Origin of the sequence: Pseudarthrobacter siccitolerans (assembly GCF_001046895.1) — a bacterium.
In the GTDB taxonomy this organism is placed as follows: Bacteria; Actinomycetota; Actinomycetes; order Actinomycetales; family Micrococcaceae; genus Arthrobacter; species Arthrobacter siccitolerans.
Window position 1 is genome coordinate 65079 of record NZ_CAQI01000038.1, and the last position, 14092, is coordinate 79170.

Consider the following 14092-nt stretch of genomic DNA (forward strand, 5'->3'; position numbering starts at 1 on the left):
GTCAGAGGGTGCCGGCGGCCTTGCGGGCCGTGCACTCCGGGCAGAGCCCAAAGATTTCCACCGTATGTGCCACCTCGGTGTAGCCGTGCTCGGCTGCCGTCCGGGCTGCCCACGTTTCAACGGCCGGCGCTTCCACTTCCACCGCTTTGCCGCAGCTCCGGCACAGCAGATGGTGGTGGTGGCCCGTGACGGCGCACCGGCGGTACACCGCCTCGCCGTCGCCGTTGCGCAGCACGTCCACGAGTCCTTCGTCGGCCAGGGACTGGAGGATCCGGTAAGCGGTGGCGAGGGAAACGGAGACGCCCTGGTTCTGCAGGATGCGGTAGAGCTCCTGGGTGCTGACGAAGTCGTCCAGTTCGTCCAGCGCGGCACTGACCGCCAGCCGCTGTTTGGTGACCCGTTGTTCCTTGACGGCGCCGGCACCTGCGCCCGCTGTAACCGAGCCAGTACCCGCGGCAGCTGTACCCGCGCCGGCATTGACGGCGCTGCCGGAAGCGGGCTTGGTGGACTCAGCCTTGGTGCCGAACGGCATGGATGGACTCGCTTCCCTAAGGACGGTGGCAAAGATCCAGATTACCAGCCGGAGCTTCGTGGACAGGGTCCGGGCCGGACCCTAGGCTGGCGCTATGAAGCTGACGAAATACACCCACGCCTGCGTCCGCCTCGAGAAGGACAACAGGGTCCTCGTGCTGGACCCGGGAACGTTCTCTGAATCGGCGGAGGCGCTGGCCGGTGCCGCAGCCGTGCTGGTCACCCATGAACATAACGACCACATCGACGTGCCGGCAGTGGTGAACGCCTTGAAGGAGAACGGGAACCTGGCGGTGTTCGCCCCGGCGGCCGTTGCCGAGAACCTGCGCAACGAAGCCCCTGATGCCGGGGCCCGGATCAACACGGTGGACCCCGGTTCATCGTTTGAAGCGGCAGGCTTCGACGTCCGGAGCTTTGGCGGCCAGCACGCCCTGATCCATCCGCAGATCCCGGTGGTGGCCAATATCGGCTATCTCCTGGACGGAAACGTCTACCACCCGGGTGATTCCTTTGTGATTCCTGACGGCATCGAGGTGCAGACGCTGCTGGTGCCCCTGCACGCACCCTGGAGCAAAGCGGCAGAGGTGGTGGACTTCGTGATCGGCGTCCGCGCCCCGCGCGCATTCCAGATTCATGACGGCCTGCTCAATGACAACGGGCTCAAGATCGTTGAAGGCCACGTCAAGCGGCTGGGGGCAAAGTACGGCACGGAGTACCGGCACCTGGCGGCCGGGGAAGTTGTGGAGGTCTAAACCGGATCCGCATTCCAGGTGCCAGTGTCAAAGAAGCGCTTGATCATCACTTCGTAAGGTGCCGGGTCCAGGCCTTTGGACGCCAGCCACCCCGGGTTGTAGTAGTTGCCCGCATAGCGTTCGCCGCCGTCGCACATCAACGAGACGATGCTGCCCCTGCGGCCCTCGGAGATCATCGCCGCGACCAGCTGCCAGACTCCCCAGAGGTTGGTTCCCGTGGAGGGGCCGGCGTGGAGTCCGGCGAGCGTGCGGAGGTGGCGCATGGCGGCGACGGAGGCCGCGTCCGGAACCTGGACCATGTGGTCGATCACTGAGGGCACAAAGCTGGGCTCCATCCGGGGCCGGCCGATGCCCTCGATCCTCGAGGGCAGGCCTGTGGCAGGGCCGGACGTGCTGCCGCGCCAGCTGGGGAGGAAGGCGGAGTTCTCCGGATCCACCACCAGCAACCGCGTGGGGTGGCTGTGGTAACGGAGGTACCTGCCGATGGTGGCGCTGGTGCCGCCCGTTCCCGCGCCCACCACGATCCAGTCCGGCACGGGGTGCTCCTCCAGTTCCAGCTGGCCGAAGATGGACTCGGCGATATTGTTGTTCCCGCGCCAGTCCGTGGCGCGCTCAGCGTAGGTGAACTGGTCCATGTAGTGCCCGCCGCTGGTGGCAGCCACCTCTTCAGCCGTCGCGTAGACCTCGGAGGCATGGTCCACCAGCAGGCAGGAGCCGCCGAACTGTTCAATCAGGTCAATCTTTTCCTGGCTGGTGCTGCGTGCCATGACCGCGATGAAGGGCAGCCCCAGGAGCTGGGCAAAGTACGCTTCGGACACTGCGGTGCTGCCGCTGGACGCCTCAACGATGGTGGTGTCCTCCCTGATCCAGCCGTTGACCAGGCCGAACAGGAACAGCGATCGGGCCAGCCGGTGCTTGAGGCTGCCGGTGCGGTGCGTCGATTCATCCTTCAGGTAGAGCTGGACGCCCCAGTGCTCGGGCAGCGGCACCGAGTAGAGGTGGGTATCGGCGGAGCGGTTGTTTTCTGCCGTGATTTTCCGGATGGCTTCATCCGCCCAGGCCCGGCCTGCGCTGCGCTCGATCTTCACCGCACCAGCCTACCTGCGGCTCGGAAGGCTGCCGTTAGAGTGGGAGCGTTCGACGCCTGACGGAAGGAGCATCGTGAAGCCACTGCTGGATGTCGCAACCCTGGAGGAGCGCCGTGTGCGGGGTCTGCATACGGTGCTGCTGGATGTGCGCTGGGCACTGGGCGATCCGCACGGGCATGACCACTACCTGCAGGGGCACCTGCCTGGAGCCGTATTTGTTGACCTGGCTACTGAGCTCGCGGACCCCGCGGTTCCCGAGCGCGGCAGGCACCCGCTGCCGTCGCCGCTGAGATTCCAGGATGCTGCGAGGCGCTGGGGCATCAACAACGGCGATGTTGTGGTGGCGTATGACGACAGCGGCAACATGGCGGCGGCGCGGGTGTGGTGGATGCTGCGGAATGCTGGCCTGGCCGAGGTACACCTGCTCGACGGCGGGTTGGCGGCTTGGCGCGCAGCAGGACTGCCGCTCGAGCAAGGGGAGGTCCTGCCTCCTGCCGGGAATGTGACGCTGGCCGACGGACAGATGCCTGTCCTTGATGCAGCCGCCGTGACCGCCTGGACGGAGAACCAGCAGGTCCGCGACGGCGCCGCACCGGACAGGCTCCTCCTCGATGCGCGAGCCGCCGAAAGGTACCGCGGCGAGATTGAGCCCATTGATCCGCGGGCCGGCCATATCCCCGGCGCTGTCAGCGCCCCCACCTCAGAGAACATGGACAGCAGCGGCCGGTTCCTGCCTCCGGCCGGGCTGCGCCGCCGCTTCGAAGCGCTGGGCATCAGCGACGACGTCGAGGTGGGGGTCTATTGCGGGTCCGGCGTCACTGCTGCGCACCAGGTAGCCGCCCTTGAGCTGGCCGGATTCCGCGCCGCTCTCTACCCCGGGTCCTTCTCGGAATGGTCCAGCAACCCGCTGCTGCCGGTGGTGACCGGATCCGGGCCCCGCGGCGACGGGCCTGCGGAGTGGAAAGACCAGGCCGGGCAAGGGTAGCGTCGCACTATGACTCCTGGACGCCCCGTGCCGCCGCCCCTTGCCAAACCTCTGGCCCCCGATTCGGCAGCCCCTGAAACCGCCACCCCTGGTTCCGCCACCCCTGGTTCCGCCACCCCTGGTTCCAAGGATTCCGACGGCGGCGTCCTGGCTGCTGCGTACGGCGCAACTTCGGCGGACAGCGGCCTGGTCCCGCTGACCCTTGCGCGCCGCGCACCCCGGGAAGACGACGTCGAAATTGCCATCGAGTTTTGCGGACTGTGCCACTCGGATGTCCACGCTGTGTGGGGCGAGTGGGGCGGCCAGGCCTACCCGCTGGTGCCCGGCCACGAGATTGTGGGAACAGTGAGCCGTGTCGGTTCGGCTGTCACGGACTTCGCCCCGGGAGACCGGGTTGGCGTGGGCTGCATGGTGGATTCCTGCCGGGAATGCGAGAGCTGCCTGGACGGGCTGGAACAGTACTGCGAAAACGGGATGACCGGGACCTATGGTGCCGTTGACCGCCGGAACGGCGGGTCGATCACGCAGGGCGGCTACTCGTCGTCGATCGTGGTGGACCGCCGCTACGTCCTCCGCGTTCCGGACTCCCTGGACCCTGCCGCCGTCGCGCCGCTGCTCTGTGCAGGGATCACGACGTTCTCGCCGCTGCGGCACTTCGACGTCGAAGAGGGCGATGTTGTGGGAGTTGTTGGGCTCGGCGGGCTCGGCCACATGGCTGTCAAGCTTGCCAAGGCCATGGGCGCGAAAGTGGTGGTGTTCACCACCTCGGAGTCCAAGGTGCCGGCCGCCCTGGAACTTGGCGCGGACGAGGTTGTCCTGTCCCGGGACGAAGCGGCGATGGAGGCGGCAAACCGCACCATTGACTTGATCATCGACACCGTGGCAGCACCCCACGACCTGAACCCGCTGTTCCGCACCCTCCGGGTGGACGGTGCGCTCTTCCAGTTGGGCCTGCCCTCCGAGGCAATGCCGCCCGTCAACCCGCGGGCACTGGTCCGGCGCCGCATCGCCTACGCCGGCTCGCTGATCGGCGGAATCGCGGAGACGCAGGAAATGCTGGACTTCTGCGCCGAACACGGCGTGGTGGCGGACATCGAAGTGGTCCGCGCGGAACAGTTGAACGAGGCCTATGACCGGATGGTCGCAGGCGATGTGAAATACCGGTTTGTGCTGGACACCGGCACACTGCAGGCACCCGCCAAGGAGGCAGACGCATGAGCACGCTATTCACCAGGATCCTCAACGGCGAAATTCCGGGCCGGTTCGTATGGCGCGAAGACGACGTCTCCGCGTTCCTCACCACGGGTCCCCTGGCGGACGGCCACACCCTGGTGGTGCCCACCGAGGAAGTGGACCGCTGGACGGACGCTTCCCCGGACACCCTGGCGAAGGTCATGGAGGTGGCCCGCCGGATCGGCGCCGTCCAGGTGGATGTCTTCGGCGCTGCACGAGCGGGCCTGATTGTGGCAGGCTACGAGATCAACCATCTCCACGTCCACGTATGGCCCTCCAGGAGCATGGCGGAGTTCAACTTCGCGACCGCGGACCAAAATCCCGATCCCAAGGTCCTGGACGCCAATGCCGAAAAACTGCGGCAGGGACTCCGCGACGCCGGGTACGGCGAGTTCGTCCCGGACTGAGCCGGGCTGAACCCTCAACCGGATAGTTCGCCTGGACGTTTTTGATTGGGCCGTTGGCCCCGGCCCTTCTCCTAGGCCGGGGCCAACGCCTTGTTGAGCACTGCACGGATCCGCTTCTCGGACACTGAATAGGCGGTGCCAAGTTCGACGGCGAACAGACTCACCCGGAGCTCCTCGATCATCCACCGGACCTGGGCCAGTTCGCCTCCGGCCCGCCGGCCCGGAAGCAGGGCGGACACGGCGTCGTCGTAGTCGTCTTCCAGCCGCTGCACTACCGCCATGTTCAGGGCGTCACGCTGGACGTTGCCCGGCAGCCGCTCAAGCCGTTTTTCAATGGCGGCGAGGTATCTCGGGAGCTGGCTGAGCTGGGCGTAGCCGGTCCGTGCCACGAAGCCGGGGTAGACCAGTTGCTCCAGCTGGCTCTTGATGTCATTGAGCGCGCTGATGAGCGCCAGGCTGGTGGTGCCCTTGAGCTGCTTTTCGATCCGCCTGGTGCTGGCGAGGATGCGTTCCACCACGGCGGTCACGCTGAACACGGTATCGATCAGCTCGGCCCGGACCACCTCGTACAGCGCGTCGAAGGACTTCCGGTCCCAGGGGAGTTCCGCCGGAGTGAGCTTGTCGATGGCGGCGAGGGCGCAGTCGGCGATCAGGGCGGACACCGACCCATGCGGGTTCTGGCTGAATGTCAGTTTCTCGGTGTTGCTCAGGTGCTCCAGCACGTAGCGGTCCGGGGCCGGAACGCGCAAGGCCAGCAGCCTGATCACGCCGCCGCGCATGGCATCCTGCTGCTCGTCAGCGGTCTGGAATACACGGAGCGCCACGGACTTGCCCTGGTCCACCAGGGCCGGGTAGCCGGTGACGGTATGGCCCTTGACGATGTTGCTGACCTGGCGTTGGATGGTTCCGAAGCTCCACTCGGTCAGGCCTTCCTGCTCCCGGAATCCGGCAGGGGCTGAGCCTGCCGGCACCTGGGCGGAGGCCTGCGAGCGTGAAGCGCCGCCGTCGTCGGCCTTTCCCGCGGCACGCCCCGTCTTGCCGCGCGGAGCGGTCGAGGCAGGAGTGGCACCCAGGGACTCGGCAATGGCGCGGCGGGTGGCAGGGGCGAGCTCCTCCTGCAGCGCTGCGAGGTCCTTGCCCTCACCGAGGACCCTGCCCTTGCTGTCCACAACCTTGAACGTGACCCGCAGATGCGGCGGCACAGCATCCCAGTTCCACGAACCGGGCGGAATGACGTGTCCGCGGATCCGGCGGAGCGCCAGCTCAAGGGATGGTTCGAGGTCGTCGGAGGCCGGATCAAAATCAGACTCCAGGACAGCCACTGCCTGCCGCGCCACATCCGGGGCCGGCACGAAGTTCTTGCGGACCTGCTTCGGAAGGGATTTGATCAGGGCCGTCACGAGCTCCACGCGCTGCCCGGGGATCAGCCAGCGGAACGCTTTGTCATCCAGCTGGTTAAGGAACAGGACCGGCACTTCGGCCGTCACGCCATCGGACGGATCCGGCGGTGACCCTGGAGCAACAGGATGGAACTCGTAGGTCAGCGGGAGTTCAAAGCCCTTGTGGAGCCAGGTCTTCGGGTACGCGGAAACGTCCAGGTTGTCCGCGTCATCGCTTAGGAGCAGGGATTTGTCGTAATCGAGGAGGTCCGGGTTCTCCTGCCGGGCCTCCTTCCACCACTTGTCAAAATGCCGCTCGGACACCACATCCGGGCCGATCCGGGCGTCGTAGAACTCAAAGAGCGTCTCGTCGTCCACCAGGAGGTCCCGGCGCCGCATCCTGGCTTCAAGCTCCTCAACTTCCTGCAGGAGGGCGCGGTTGCGATGGAAGAACTTGTGGTGGGTCTTCCAATCACCCTCCACCAGGGCATGCCGGATGAAGAGCTCCCTGGCGACGACCGGGTCCACCCTGCCGTAGTTGATCCTGCGCTGGGCGATGATGGGCACCCCGTACAGGGTGACCTTCTCGTAGGCCATCACCGCGCCCTGGCGGGTGGACCAGTGCGGTTCACTGTAGCTGCGCTTCACGAGGTCCGGGGCCACCTGCTCCGCCCAGACCGGATCAAATTTTGCCGCCACCCTGGCCCAAAGCCGGCTGGTTTCCACCAACTCCGCCGCCATCACAAAGGTGGGTGATTTCTTGAACAGCGCCGACCCGGGGAAGATGGCGAAACGGGTGCCGCGGGCGCCGGCATACTCGCGCTTGCGTTCGTCCAGGATGCCGATATGGCTCAGCAGACCGGACAGGAGGCTGATGTGGACGCCGTCGTGGTTGCCAACGGGGTCGGCGAGGCGCTTGTTGTCCAGGCTGATGCCCAAGGGCCGGGCCAACTGGCGGAGCTGGGCAAACAGGTCCTGCCACTCACGCACCCGCAGGTAGTTGATGAACTCTGCCCGGCACAGCCTCCTGAACGCGGAGGAGGAGAGTTCCTGCTGCTTTTCCTGCAGGTAGTTCCAGAGGTTCAGGAACCCGGTGAAGTCCGAGTTCTCGTCCTTGAAACGGTTATGCTTTTCGGCCGCCAGCTGCTGCTTGTCCGTGGGGCGCTCGCGGGGGTCCTGGATGGTGAGGGCGGCCGCCAGGATCATCACTTCACGGACGCAGCCGCGTTTGCCCGACTCCACGATCATGCGGCCCAACCGGGGATCCACCGGCAGTTGGGCGAGTTTTTGTCCGACGGCCGTGAGGCCGCCGCCGGTCTTGGGACCGCCTTTTCCGTTCTGCGGGGTGGCCGATGCCAGGGCACCGAGTTCGCGCAGGAGCGTGACGCCGTCGTTGATTGCGCGTGTTTCCGGCGGCTCCACAAACGGGAAGTCCTCCACGTCCTTGGGGCCCCGTGCCACGCCCATCGCGGTCATCTGCAGGATGACGGCGGCAAGGTTGGTGCGCAGGATTTCCGGATCCGTAAAGAGGGGCCGGGACTCGAAGTCTTCCTCCGAGTACAGCCGGATGGCGATGCCGTCCGAGACGCGGCCGCAACGCCCGGACCGCTGGTTTGCGGACGCCTGGGACACGCGCTCGATGGGAAGGCGCTGCACCTTGGTGCGGTGCGAGTACCGGGAAATGCGGGCCGTGCCCGTGTCGACGACGTACTTGATGCCGGGCACGGTCAGCGATGTTTCGGCCACGTTGGTGGCGAGAACGATGCGCCGTTTGTTGCCGGGATGGAACACCTTGTGCTGTTCCTGCAGGCTGAGGCGGGCGAACAAGGGGAGCACTTCTGTTCCCGTCAGCCTTCGGTTGGACTGAATGCGTGCGTTGAGGGCCTCGGCGGCATCGCGGATCTCACGCTCGCCGGAGAAGAACACCAGGATGTCGCCGGGCGCCTCCAGGGCCAGTTCGTCGACGGCGTCACAGACGGCGTCGAGCGGGTCGCGGTCTTCCTCGAGTTCGTCGTCAGAGGCGTCCTCTTCGTCCGTGCCGGCCGGTGGCTGCGACAACGGGCGGTAGCGGATTTCCACCGGATACGTCCGGCCGGACACTTCGATGATGGGAGCGGGTTTTTCCGGCGTGCCGAAGTGGTTGGCGAACCGCTGGGGATCGATGGTGGCGGAGGTGATGATCACCTTCAGGTCCGGCCGCTGCGGCAGGATGCGCTTGAGGTAGCCGAGGATGAAGTCGATGTTGAGGCTGCGCTCGTGGGCCTCATCAATGATGATGGCGTTGTACTTGCGCAGCAGCTTGTCGCGCTGGATTTCCGCCAGCAGGATGCCGTCGGTCATCAGTTTCACCTTGGTGGCGCGGCTGACCTCGCCGGTGAAGCGGACCTGGAAGCCGACTTCCTGGCCGATGTCTACACCGAGCTCCTCGGCAATGCGTTCGGCTACGGTACGTGCAGCCAGCCGGCGCGGCTGGGTGTGGCCGATCAGGCCGTTTTCGCCCAGGCCAAGTTCGAGGCACATTTTGGGGATCTGGGTGGTCTTACCGGAGCCGGTCTCGCCGGCGATGATGGTGACCTGGTTCGCTGCGATGGCTGCCATCAGGTCTTCGCGGCGCTCGGAGACCGGCAGCTCGGCAGGATAGGAAATGTGAAGTGTCATGGCTGCTGCAAGTCTACTGCGGGAGCCCGGGCTTCCCGTTTCGACCGCGTGCAGACGTTCTGGCCGCGAGGGCCTGGCGGTGCGGTGCTTGGAAGGCGGTTCTAGAAAATGCGGAGCGAGTAGTTGGAGCTGGGCAGGTCCAGGGCGGACCAGGATTCGTGGGATTCCACGGGAGGCGTATGGCCCCGGCCATCGCGCAGGAGCGCTGAAACGGTGGCGGCGAGGATAACGAGCAGAAGGACGATGAGGAGGGTTATGAGGATTTCCATGCCTCCATGCTTCTCCTGACCGCGACCAAGAAGAAGTGGCAGAAATGCCCAAAAAGCTAAAATTCCTGCCACAATGGAAGCATGCTGAAATCAGTAGCAGTCATCGTGGTTCCCAACTTCTCGATGTTTGAATTTGGCACTGCCTGTGAAGTCTTCGGAATCGACAGGTCAGGGCGGGGGAGCGGTGTCCCCGCCTTTGACTTCCGCGTGTGCACGCCCAACCCTGGCGGCGTGAGGCTCAAGAACGGCCTGTCCATGAACGTGGAGCTTGGCCTCGAAGCCACCGCCGACGCCGACCTGGTGATCATGGCGCCCTATGGCAGGGACGATGACCTGCCTGAGCCGGTGCTTGCCGCGCTGCGTGCTGCCGATGCCAGGGGCGCCTGGGTGATGTCCATCTGCTCAGGAGCTTTCGGTCTTGCCCGCGCCGGGCTCCTGAACGGCCGCCGCTGCACCACCCATTGGCACTATTCCGGCCAGCTCGCTGCGGAATATCCGTTGGTGCAGGTGGACGAAAACGTCCTCTACGTGCAGGACGGCAACATCATTTCCTCAGCCGGTACCGCCGCAGGGATCGATGCCTGCCTGCACCTGGTCCGGGTGGAACTGGGTGCGCAGGTGGCCGCCGCGATTGCCCGTGACATGGTGGTCCCGCCGCACCGGGACGGCGGCCAGGCCCAGTTCATCGAGAGGCCTGTGCCCACCTGCGGCTCCGCCCCGATGGAGGAGCTCCTCCGCTGGATGGTGGAGCACCTGGACCGTGAGCACACCGTAAATGAGCTGGCAGCGCGCGTGCATATGTCTGCCCGGACATTTGCCCGGAAGTTCAGGTCCGAAACCGGCGCCACGCCGGCGGCCTGGCTCAACTCCCAGCGGGTGCTCCGGGCGCAGGAACTGCTCGAATCCAGCGACCTGAACATCGAGGAGATCGCGCGGGAGTCCGGCTTCGGCCATCCGGTGCTGCTGCGGCACCATTTCGCGAAGGTCCTGGACACCAGCCCGCAGTCCTACCGCCGGGCTTTCCGCGGCCAGTTGGCGGAAGTGGTTTAGCGCTTCGCCTCTTCAGCGGCCGCCCTGGTGCTGTCCACGAGGACACGCCAGGGACCGGTGACCGCCTGCTCTGGAAGAGCGGCACGGCGCTGGCCGGCGCGGATGGAGTAGATGAACCGGTCCGGCTGGGCTCCTGAGAACTCCGCCGCGGCAGCCCTCGGTGTCCGCGGGACGGCGTCCCATGGGCAGGCTTCCACAATGGGCTGCCACTGGTTCCTCGCTGTCTCGGACTCAGCGTTGACAGTCCAGACCCGGGTCATTGCGGCGATTCCGCCGGTGCGCTCCACACTGATCTTCATAGCCTGGTTCCTGGGTGGTACTTCGGGCCTGGTGGCCCGAAGTACGGCGCAGCCAGGCAACCCGTTAAAGCTTGACCTTCACAGTTTCCCACGCGTTCCGCACGGCGTCATGCTCTTGTGATCCGGAACCGAAAAGCTCGGTGGCTGCAGCCGCCGTGGCGCGGGCAAAGACGGTGAAGGTGGCGCCCGTGGGCAGGGAACCTTCGGTGAGCGTTTCGTACCAGATCCGCCCCGAGGTGTCCCACGCGTTGCCGCCCAGCTGTTCGGCCAGCAAGTAAAAGGCCCGGTTGGGGATGCCTGAATTAATGTGGACGCCGCCATTGTCAGCGCTTGTCCGGACGTAGGAGTCCATGGAATCCGGCTGCGGATCCTTCCCCAGCACGTCGTCGTCGTAAGCCGTGCCCGGGGCTTTCATGGATCGCAGCGCCTGACCCTGAACCTGCGAGGTGAAAAGCCCCTCGCCAATCAGCCAGCTGGCCTCTGCGGTGGACTGGTTCCTGACATACTGCTCGACGAGGGCGCCGAACACGTCCGACATGGACTCGTTGAGCGCCCCGGCCTGGTTCCGGTACACCAGGCCTGCCGAGTACTGTGTAACCCCATGCGCCAGCTCGTGGCCGATGACGCTGAGGGATCTGGTGAAACGCTCGAAAACTTCGCCGTCGCCGTCACCGAAGACCATCTGCGTGCCGTCCCAGAAGGCGTTGTCGTACAGCTTGCCGAAATGGACCGTGGCGTTCAACGGCAGACCCTGGCCGTCGATCGAGTTCCGTCCGAAGACGTCTGCATAGAGCCGGTGCGTGTGGCCCAGCCCGTCGTAGGCCTCGTCAGCGGCCGGATCTCCGGTGGCAGGCTCACCCTCCTTGCGGACGGGTTTGCCGGGCAGGATTTCAGAACCGGCGGCATCGAAAACAGTGCGGTTTGACGGTCCCGGTTTTGCCTGGCGCACTCCTGCAGGAGCCTCTGGAGCAGCATGGGTACGTGCTGCCTGGACCGAGCGGACGTGGCCCAGTGCTTCCCTGGCGGCCCTGGCAGCCGCGGAGAACTCAGGCGCGTCCTGCCTGGCAAGGCGACGCAACAGGTAGGGCGGAATGATGGAGCAGTACATGTGAGACCCCTTTGCTTCTGCTGGTGGAAACAGCCTACGAGGGGGCACCGACAAAGCGGGGGAGCGCGCAGGGCCACGCCGTCGATGTATTCGCACCCTGCGTTACAGTCTGCGCCGCTCTGGCGCCGGGGCCATTTGCCAAGCTTCCCGGGCGCAAGCTCCACAAATAAGCCCGGCCCCTTCGCCGGGTTCCCGAGCCGGGAAGTCGGGAATTGTACATTTGTCGGCGTCTCCATAGCCAGGACGGAGCAGGTGCCTGCAAATCTTTGCTGGGCGGTTTCATCGGCGCACAGAGGCGCCCAGTTTTGTCAGACCCCCTCGCGACGATGGGGGTATGGAAACGGAACCGGCGGTGGTGCAGGCGGAGGGATCCGCTGGTGCGCTCGCTGCGCATTCGGAGGCGCCCGGTTTTGTCAGACCCCCTCGCGATGATGGGGGTATGGGAACGGATCCGGTGGTGGTGCAGGCCGAGGGAGCTATTGATGCGTCGGTCGCTGCGTTTATGGCTGCGTTGAGGGGCCAGGATGCTGCTGTGTCCGGCCCGGATACTTCCGGGGGTGCTGTCCCTGGCGGTCCCGATGATGATCCGTTGCAGCGGTTGGCTGATGCGGCGGTGGAAGTTCTGGCGGCGGCGGGGCGGTCGGAGGCGAAGATCGCGGCAGTGAAGGCGCTGGCGGTGGCGGTGCTCGCCGGGGCCACGCGGGCGTTGAACGGCCCGGCGTCGTCGCCGCGGGAGGCTACGGCGCAGGACCGGAGCCTGGTGGCCGAGGTCGGGTGCGCGCTGGCGATCGGTGACCGGGCCGCGGGGGCGCTGCTGGCTGAATCCCATGCGTTGACCACCTCATTGCCCAGGGCGTTGGCGGCGTTGCAGGCCGGGACGATGTCCTGGGCCCATGCCCGGACCATGGTGGAGCAAACCTCCTGCCTTGATGCGGCCGGGGCGGCGGCGTTGGAGGCCCATTTCCTGGACCCGGACGCGCCCGGTGCGGCCCGGGGGTGTCCGATCGGGGAGGTGCCGGCGTACCGGTTCAAGGCCCGGGCCCGGGCCTGGCGGGAGCGCCACCATCCCGAAAGCCTGGAGAAACGCCACGCCAAATCCGTGGCGGACCGGCGGGTGGAGTACTGGCCGGACAACGACGGGATGGCCTGGGTCGCCGCGCTCCTGCCCGCGGACCACGCCTCGGCAATCTGGAACCGGCTCACCGCCATCGCCCGCGGCAAGCAAGGCCCGAACGAAACCCGCAGCCTGCCCCAGCTCAAAGCCGACACCTTCACCGAAGGCCTCCTCACCACTGGCAATTCGTCCAGCAGCACCGGTACCGGTGACCGCAGTGATGCCGGCGGTGGTGCTGGCGGTGAGAGCGGCACTGGCGGCGACAACGGGATCGGCAATTGCGGGGCGGACAGTCCTGGCGATGAAATCAGCGCAGGCAGTGTCAGCAACGGTGCTGACAGTACCGGCGGTGACAACAGTGCCCGGGACGGCGAACCGGACGGTCTCCGCCCAGGTGATGGAGCCGGTGCAGGAACAGTGCCGGGCCCGTTGTCGGGGATCCGGGCGCAGGTGCTGGTCACCGTGCCGGTCTTATCCCTGATGGGCATAACGGATGAGCCGGCAATGCTGGATGGGTGTGGGCCGATTCCGCCCTCGATGGCGCGCAGGCTTGTCGCCGATGGTGCCGCGTCGTTTTACCGGGTCCTGGTGGACCCTCGGGACGGGGCGCCGCTGGAGATCGGCCGGACCAGCTACCGGGTGAGCAAGGCGATGCGGCAATGGCTCAGGCTGCGGGACGGCAAATGCCCGTTCCCCGGCTGCAACAACCCCTCGCTGGACAACGAGGCGGACCATGTTCTTGCCTGGGCCAAAGGCGGGAGCACCGGGGTATCGAACCTGGGACAACCCTGCCCGAAGCACCACAAACTCCGCCACAGCAGCGGCTGGAAACCCACCCCGGCCAGCAAAACCGAACCACCCGGCTGGACCTCACCCACCGGCCGCCACTACAAAAGCGAACACCAGGACTGGGAACCACCCCACTGGCCAGACTCCGCCGTGCCGGAAAGCATCCGCGCCTTCGATGACCTCCTCCAACGATGGGAACCCCTCGATGACCTTCCCGGCGTACCGGCTCCGCCGGACAACCTTTCCCAAATCTGCCCTCCGCCGCACGAACCGCCTTTCCCCCATGAACTATTTCAAGACGAGATTCCCGAAGAGACCTTCGCGGACTGGTTCCTGTCGCGAGACAACCCACTAACACCGCTGTTAACCCAACCCGGTAAGCCGGCCACCTGGGGTCAGCGGGGTTAGCGGGTTAGCGGCCATCGGATCC

12 protein-coding genes are annotated in these 14092 nt (G+C 66.0%); 6 read left to right on the forward strand and 6 right to left on the reverse strand.

Going from position 1 to position 14092, the window contains the following annotated elements:
- Position 1: 1 nt before the first annotated feature.
- Complete coding sequence (locus tag ARTSIC4J27_RS07535) at positions 2–532, reverse strand: Fur family transcriptional regulator (RefSeq protein WP_083435366.1); 531 nt, start codon at positions 530–532, stop codon at positions 2–4.
- 94 nt (positions 533–626) lie between these two features.
- Between ARTSIC4J27_RS07535 and ARTSIC4J27_RS07540 the strand changes: the two genes are divergently transcribed.
- Positions 627–1283, forward strand: coding sequence for an MBL fold metallo-hydrolase (locus tag ARTSIC4J27_RS07540; protein WP_050054596.1), 657 nt, complete (start codon positions 627–629; stop codon positions 1281–1283).
- Here ARTSIC4J27_RS07540 and ARTSIC4J27_RS07545 read toward each other — a convergent pair.
- Entirely contained in the window at positions 1280–2371 is a 1092-nt protein-coding gene (locus ARTSIC4J27_RS07545; RefSeq protein WP_050054597.1) for a PLP-dependent cysteine synthase family protein, read from the reverse strand. The two genes, ARTSIC4J27_RS07540 and ARTSIC4J27_RS07545, sit on opposite strands and share 4 nt — an antisense overlap.
- A gap of 73 nt (positions 2372–2444) precedes the next feature.
- Between ARTSIC4J27_RS07545 and ARTSIC4J27_RS07550 the strand changes: the two genes are divergently transcribed.
- Genes ARTSIC4J27_RS07550 through ARTSIC4J27_RS07560 form a run of 3 tightly spaced genes read left to right on the forward strand, consistent with a single transcriptional unit; the run spans position 2445 to position 4996 of the window.
- Positions 2445–3356 carry a sulfurtransferase gene (locus tag ARTSIC4J27_RS07550; protein ID WP_050054598.1) on the forward strand — a complete coding sequence of 304 codons (912 nt, stop codon included), beginning with the start codon at positions 2445–2447 and terminating at the stop codon, positions 3354–3356.
- Positions 3357–3365: 9 nt separating this feature from the next.
- A complete protein-coding gene (locus ARTSIC4J27_RS07555) occupies positions 3366–4574 on the forward strand; it encodes an NAD(P)-dependent alcohol dehydrogenase (protein ID WP_050054599.1) in 1209 nt (402 codons plus the stop codon).
- Positions 4571–4996, forward strand: a complete 426-nt coding sequence (locus ARTSIC4J27_RS07560; protein ID WP_050054600.1) for an HIT family protein — start codon at positions 4571–4573, stop codon at positions 4994–4996. Before ARTSIC4J27_RS07555 ends, ARTSIC4J27_RS07560 begins: the two co-directional genes overlap by 4 nt.
- Before the next feature lie 71 nt (positions 4997–5067).
- Here ARTSIC4J27_RS07560 and hrpA read toward each other — a convergent pair whose 3' ends face one another.
- Both hrpA and ARTSIC4J27_RS22905 read right to left on the reverse strand, forming a co-directional pair.
- On the reverse strand, positions 5068–9033 hold the full coding sequence (gene hrpA, locus ARTSIC4J27_RS07565; protein WP_050054601.1) for an ATP-dependent RNA helicase HrpA: 3966 nt from the start codon (positions 9031–9033) through the stop codon (positions 5068–5070).
- A gap of 101 nt (positions 9034–9134) precedes the next feature.
- Positions 9135–9302: a hypothetical protein gene (locus tag ARTSIC4J27_RS22905; RefSeq protein ID WP_167344662.1), complete on the reverse strand. Its 168-nt coding sequence runs from the start codon at positions 9300–9302 to the stop codon at positions 9135–9137.
- A gap of 81 nt (positions 9303–9383) precedes the next feature.
- On the opposite strand from ARTSIC4J27_RS22905, the gene ARTSIC4J27_RS07570 reads away from it, so the two are divergent.
- Positions 9384–10352, forward strand: a complete 969-nt coding sequence (locus tag ARTSIC4J27_RS07570) for a GlxA family transcriptional regulator (RefSeq protein ID WP_050054602.1) — start codon at positions 9384–9386, stop codon at positions 10350–10352.
- On the opposite strand, the gene ARTSIC4J27_RS07575 is transcribed toward ARTSIC4J27_RS07570, so the two are convergent.
- Positions 10349–10651 (reverse strand): protealysin inhibitor emfourin, encoded by a 303-nt coding sequence (locus ARTSIC4J27_RS07575; RefSeq protein ID WP_050054603.1) that lies wholly within the window; start codon positions 10649–10651, stop codon positions 10349–10351. The genes ARTSIC4J27_RS07570 and ARTSIC4J27_RS07575 overlap by 4 nt on opposite strands.
- Positions 10652–10715: 64 nt before the next feature.
- Positions 10716–11759, reverse strand: a complete 1044-nt coding sequence (locus ARTSIC4J27_RS07580) for a M4 family metallopeptidase (protein WP_050054604.1) — start codon at positions 11757–11759, stop codon at positions 10716–10718.
- 439 nt (positions 11760–12198) lie between these two features.
- On the opposite strand from ARTSIC4J27_RS07580, the gene ARTSIC4J27_RS07585 reads away from it, so the two are divergent.
- Entirely contained in the window at positions 12199–14070 is a 1872-nt protein-coding gene (locus ARTSIC4J27_RS07585) for an HNH endonuclease signature motif containing protein (protein WP_050054605.1), read from the forward strand.
- Positions 14071–14092 lie beyond the last annotated feature (22 nt).

Coding starts and splice junctions, on each gene's coding strand:
- ARTSIC4J27_RS07535 (WP_083435366.1), bottom strand. CDS start 532: ATGCCGTTCGGCACCAAGGCTGAGTCCACCAAGCCCGCTTCCGGCAGC.
- ARTSIC4J27_RS07540 (WP_050054596.1), top strand. CDS start 627: ATGAAGCTGACGAAATACACCCACGCCTGCGTCCGCCTCGAGAAGGAC.
- ARTSIC4J27_RS07555 (WP_050054599.1), top strand. CDS start 3,366: ATGACTCCTGGACGCCCCGTGCCGCCGCCCCTTGCCAAACCTCTGGCC.
- ARTSIC4J27_RS07560 (WP_050054600.1), top strand. CDS start 4,571: ATGAGCACGCTATTCACCAGGATCCTCAACGGCGAAATTCCGGGCCGG.
- hrpA (WP_050054601.1), bottom strand. CDS start 9,033: ATGACACTTCACATTTCCTATCCTGCCGAGCTGCCGGTCTCCGAGCGC.
- ARTSIC4J27_RS22905 (WP_167344662.1), bottom strand. CDS start 9,302: ATGGAAATCCTCATAACCCTCCTCATCGTCCTTCTGCTCGTTATCCTC.
- ARTSIC4J27_RS07570 (WP_050054602.1), top strand. CDS start 9,384: ATGCTGAAATCAGTAGCAGTCATCGTGGTTCCCAACTTCTCGATGTTT.
- ARTSIC4J27_RS07575 (WP_050054603.1), bottom strand. CDS start 10,651: ATGAAGATCAGTGTGGAGCGCACCGGCGGAATCGCCGCAATGACCCGG.
- ARTSIC4J27_RS07580 (WP_050054604.1), bottom strand. CDS start 11,759: ATGTACTGCTCCATCATTCCGCCCTACCTGTTGCGTCGCCTTGCCAGG.
- ARTSIC4J27_RS07585 (WP_050054605.1), top strand. CDS start 12,199: ATGGGAACGGATCCGGTGGTGGTGCAGGCCGAGGGAGCTATTGATGCG.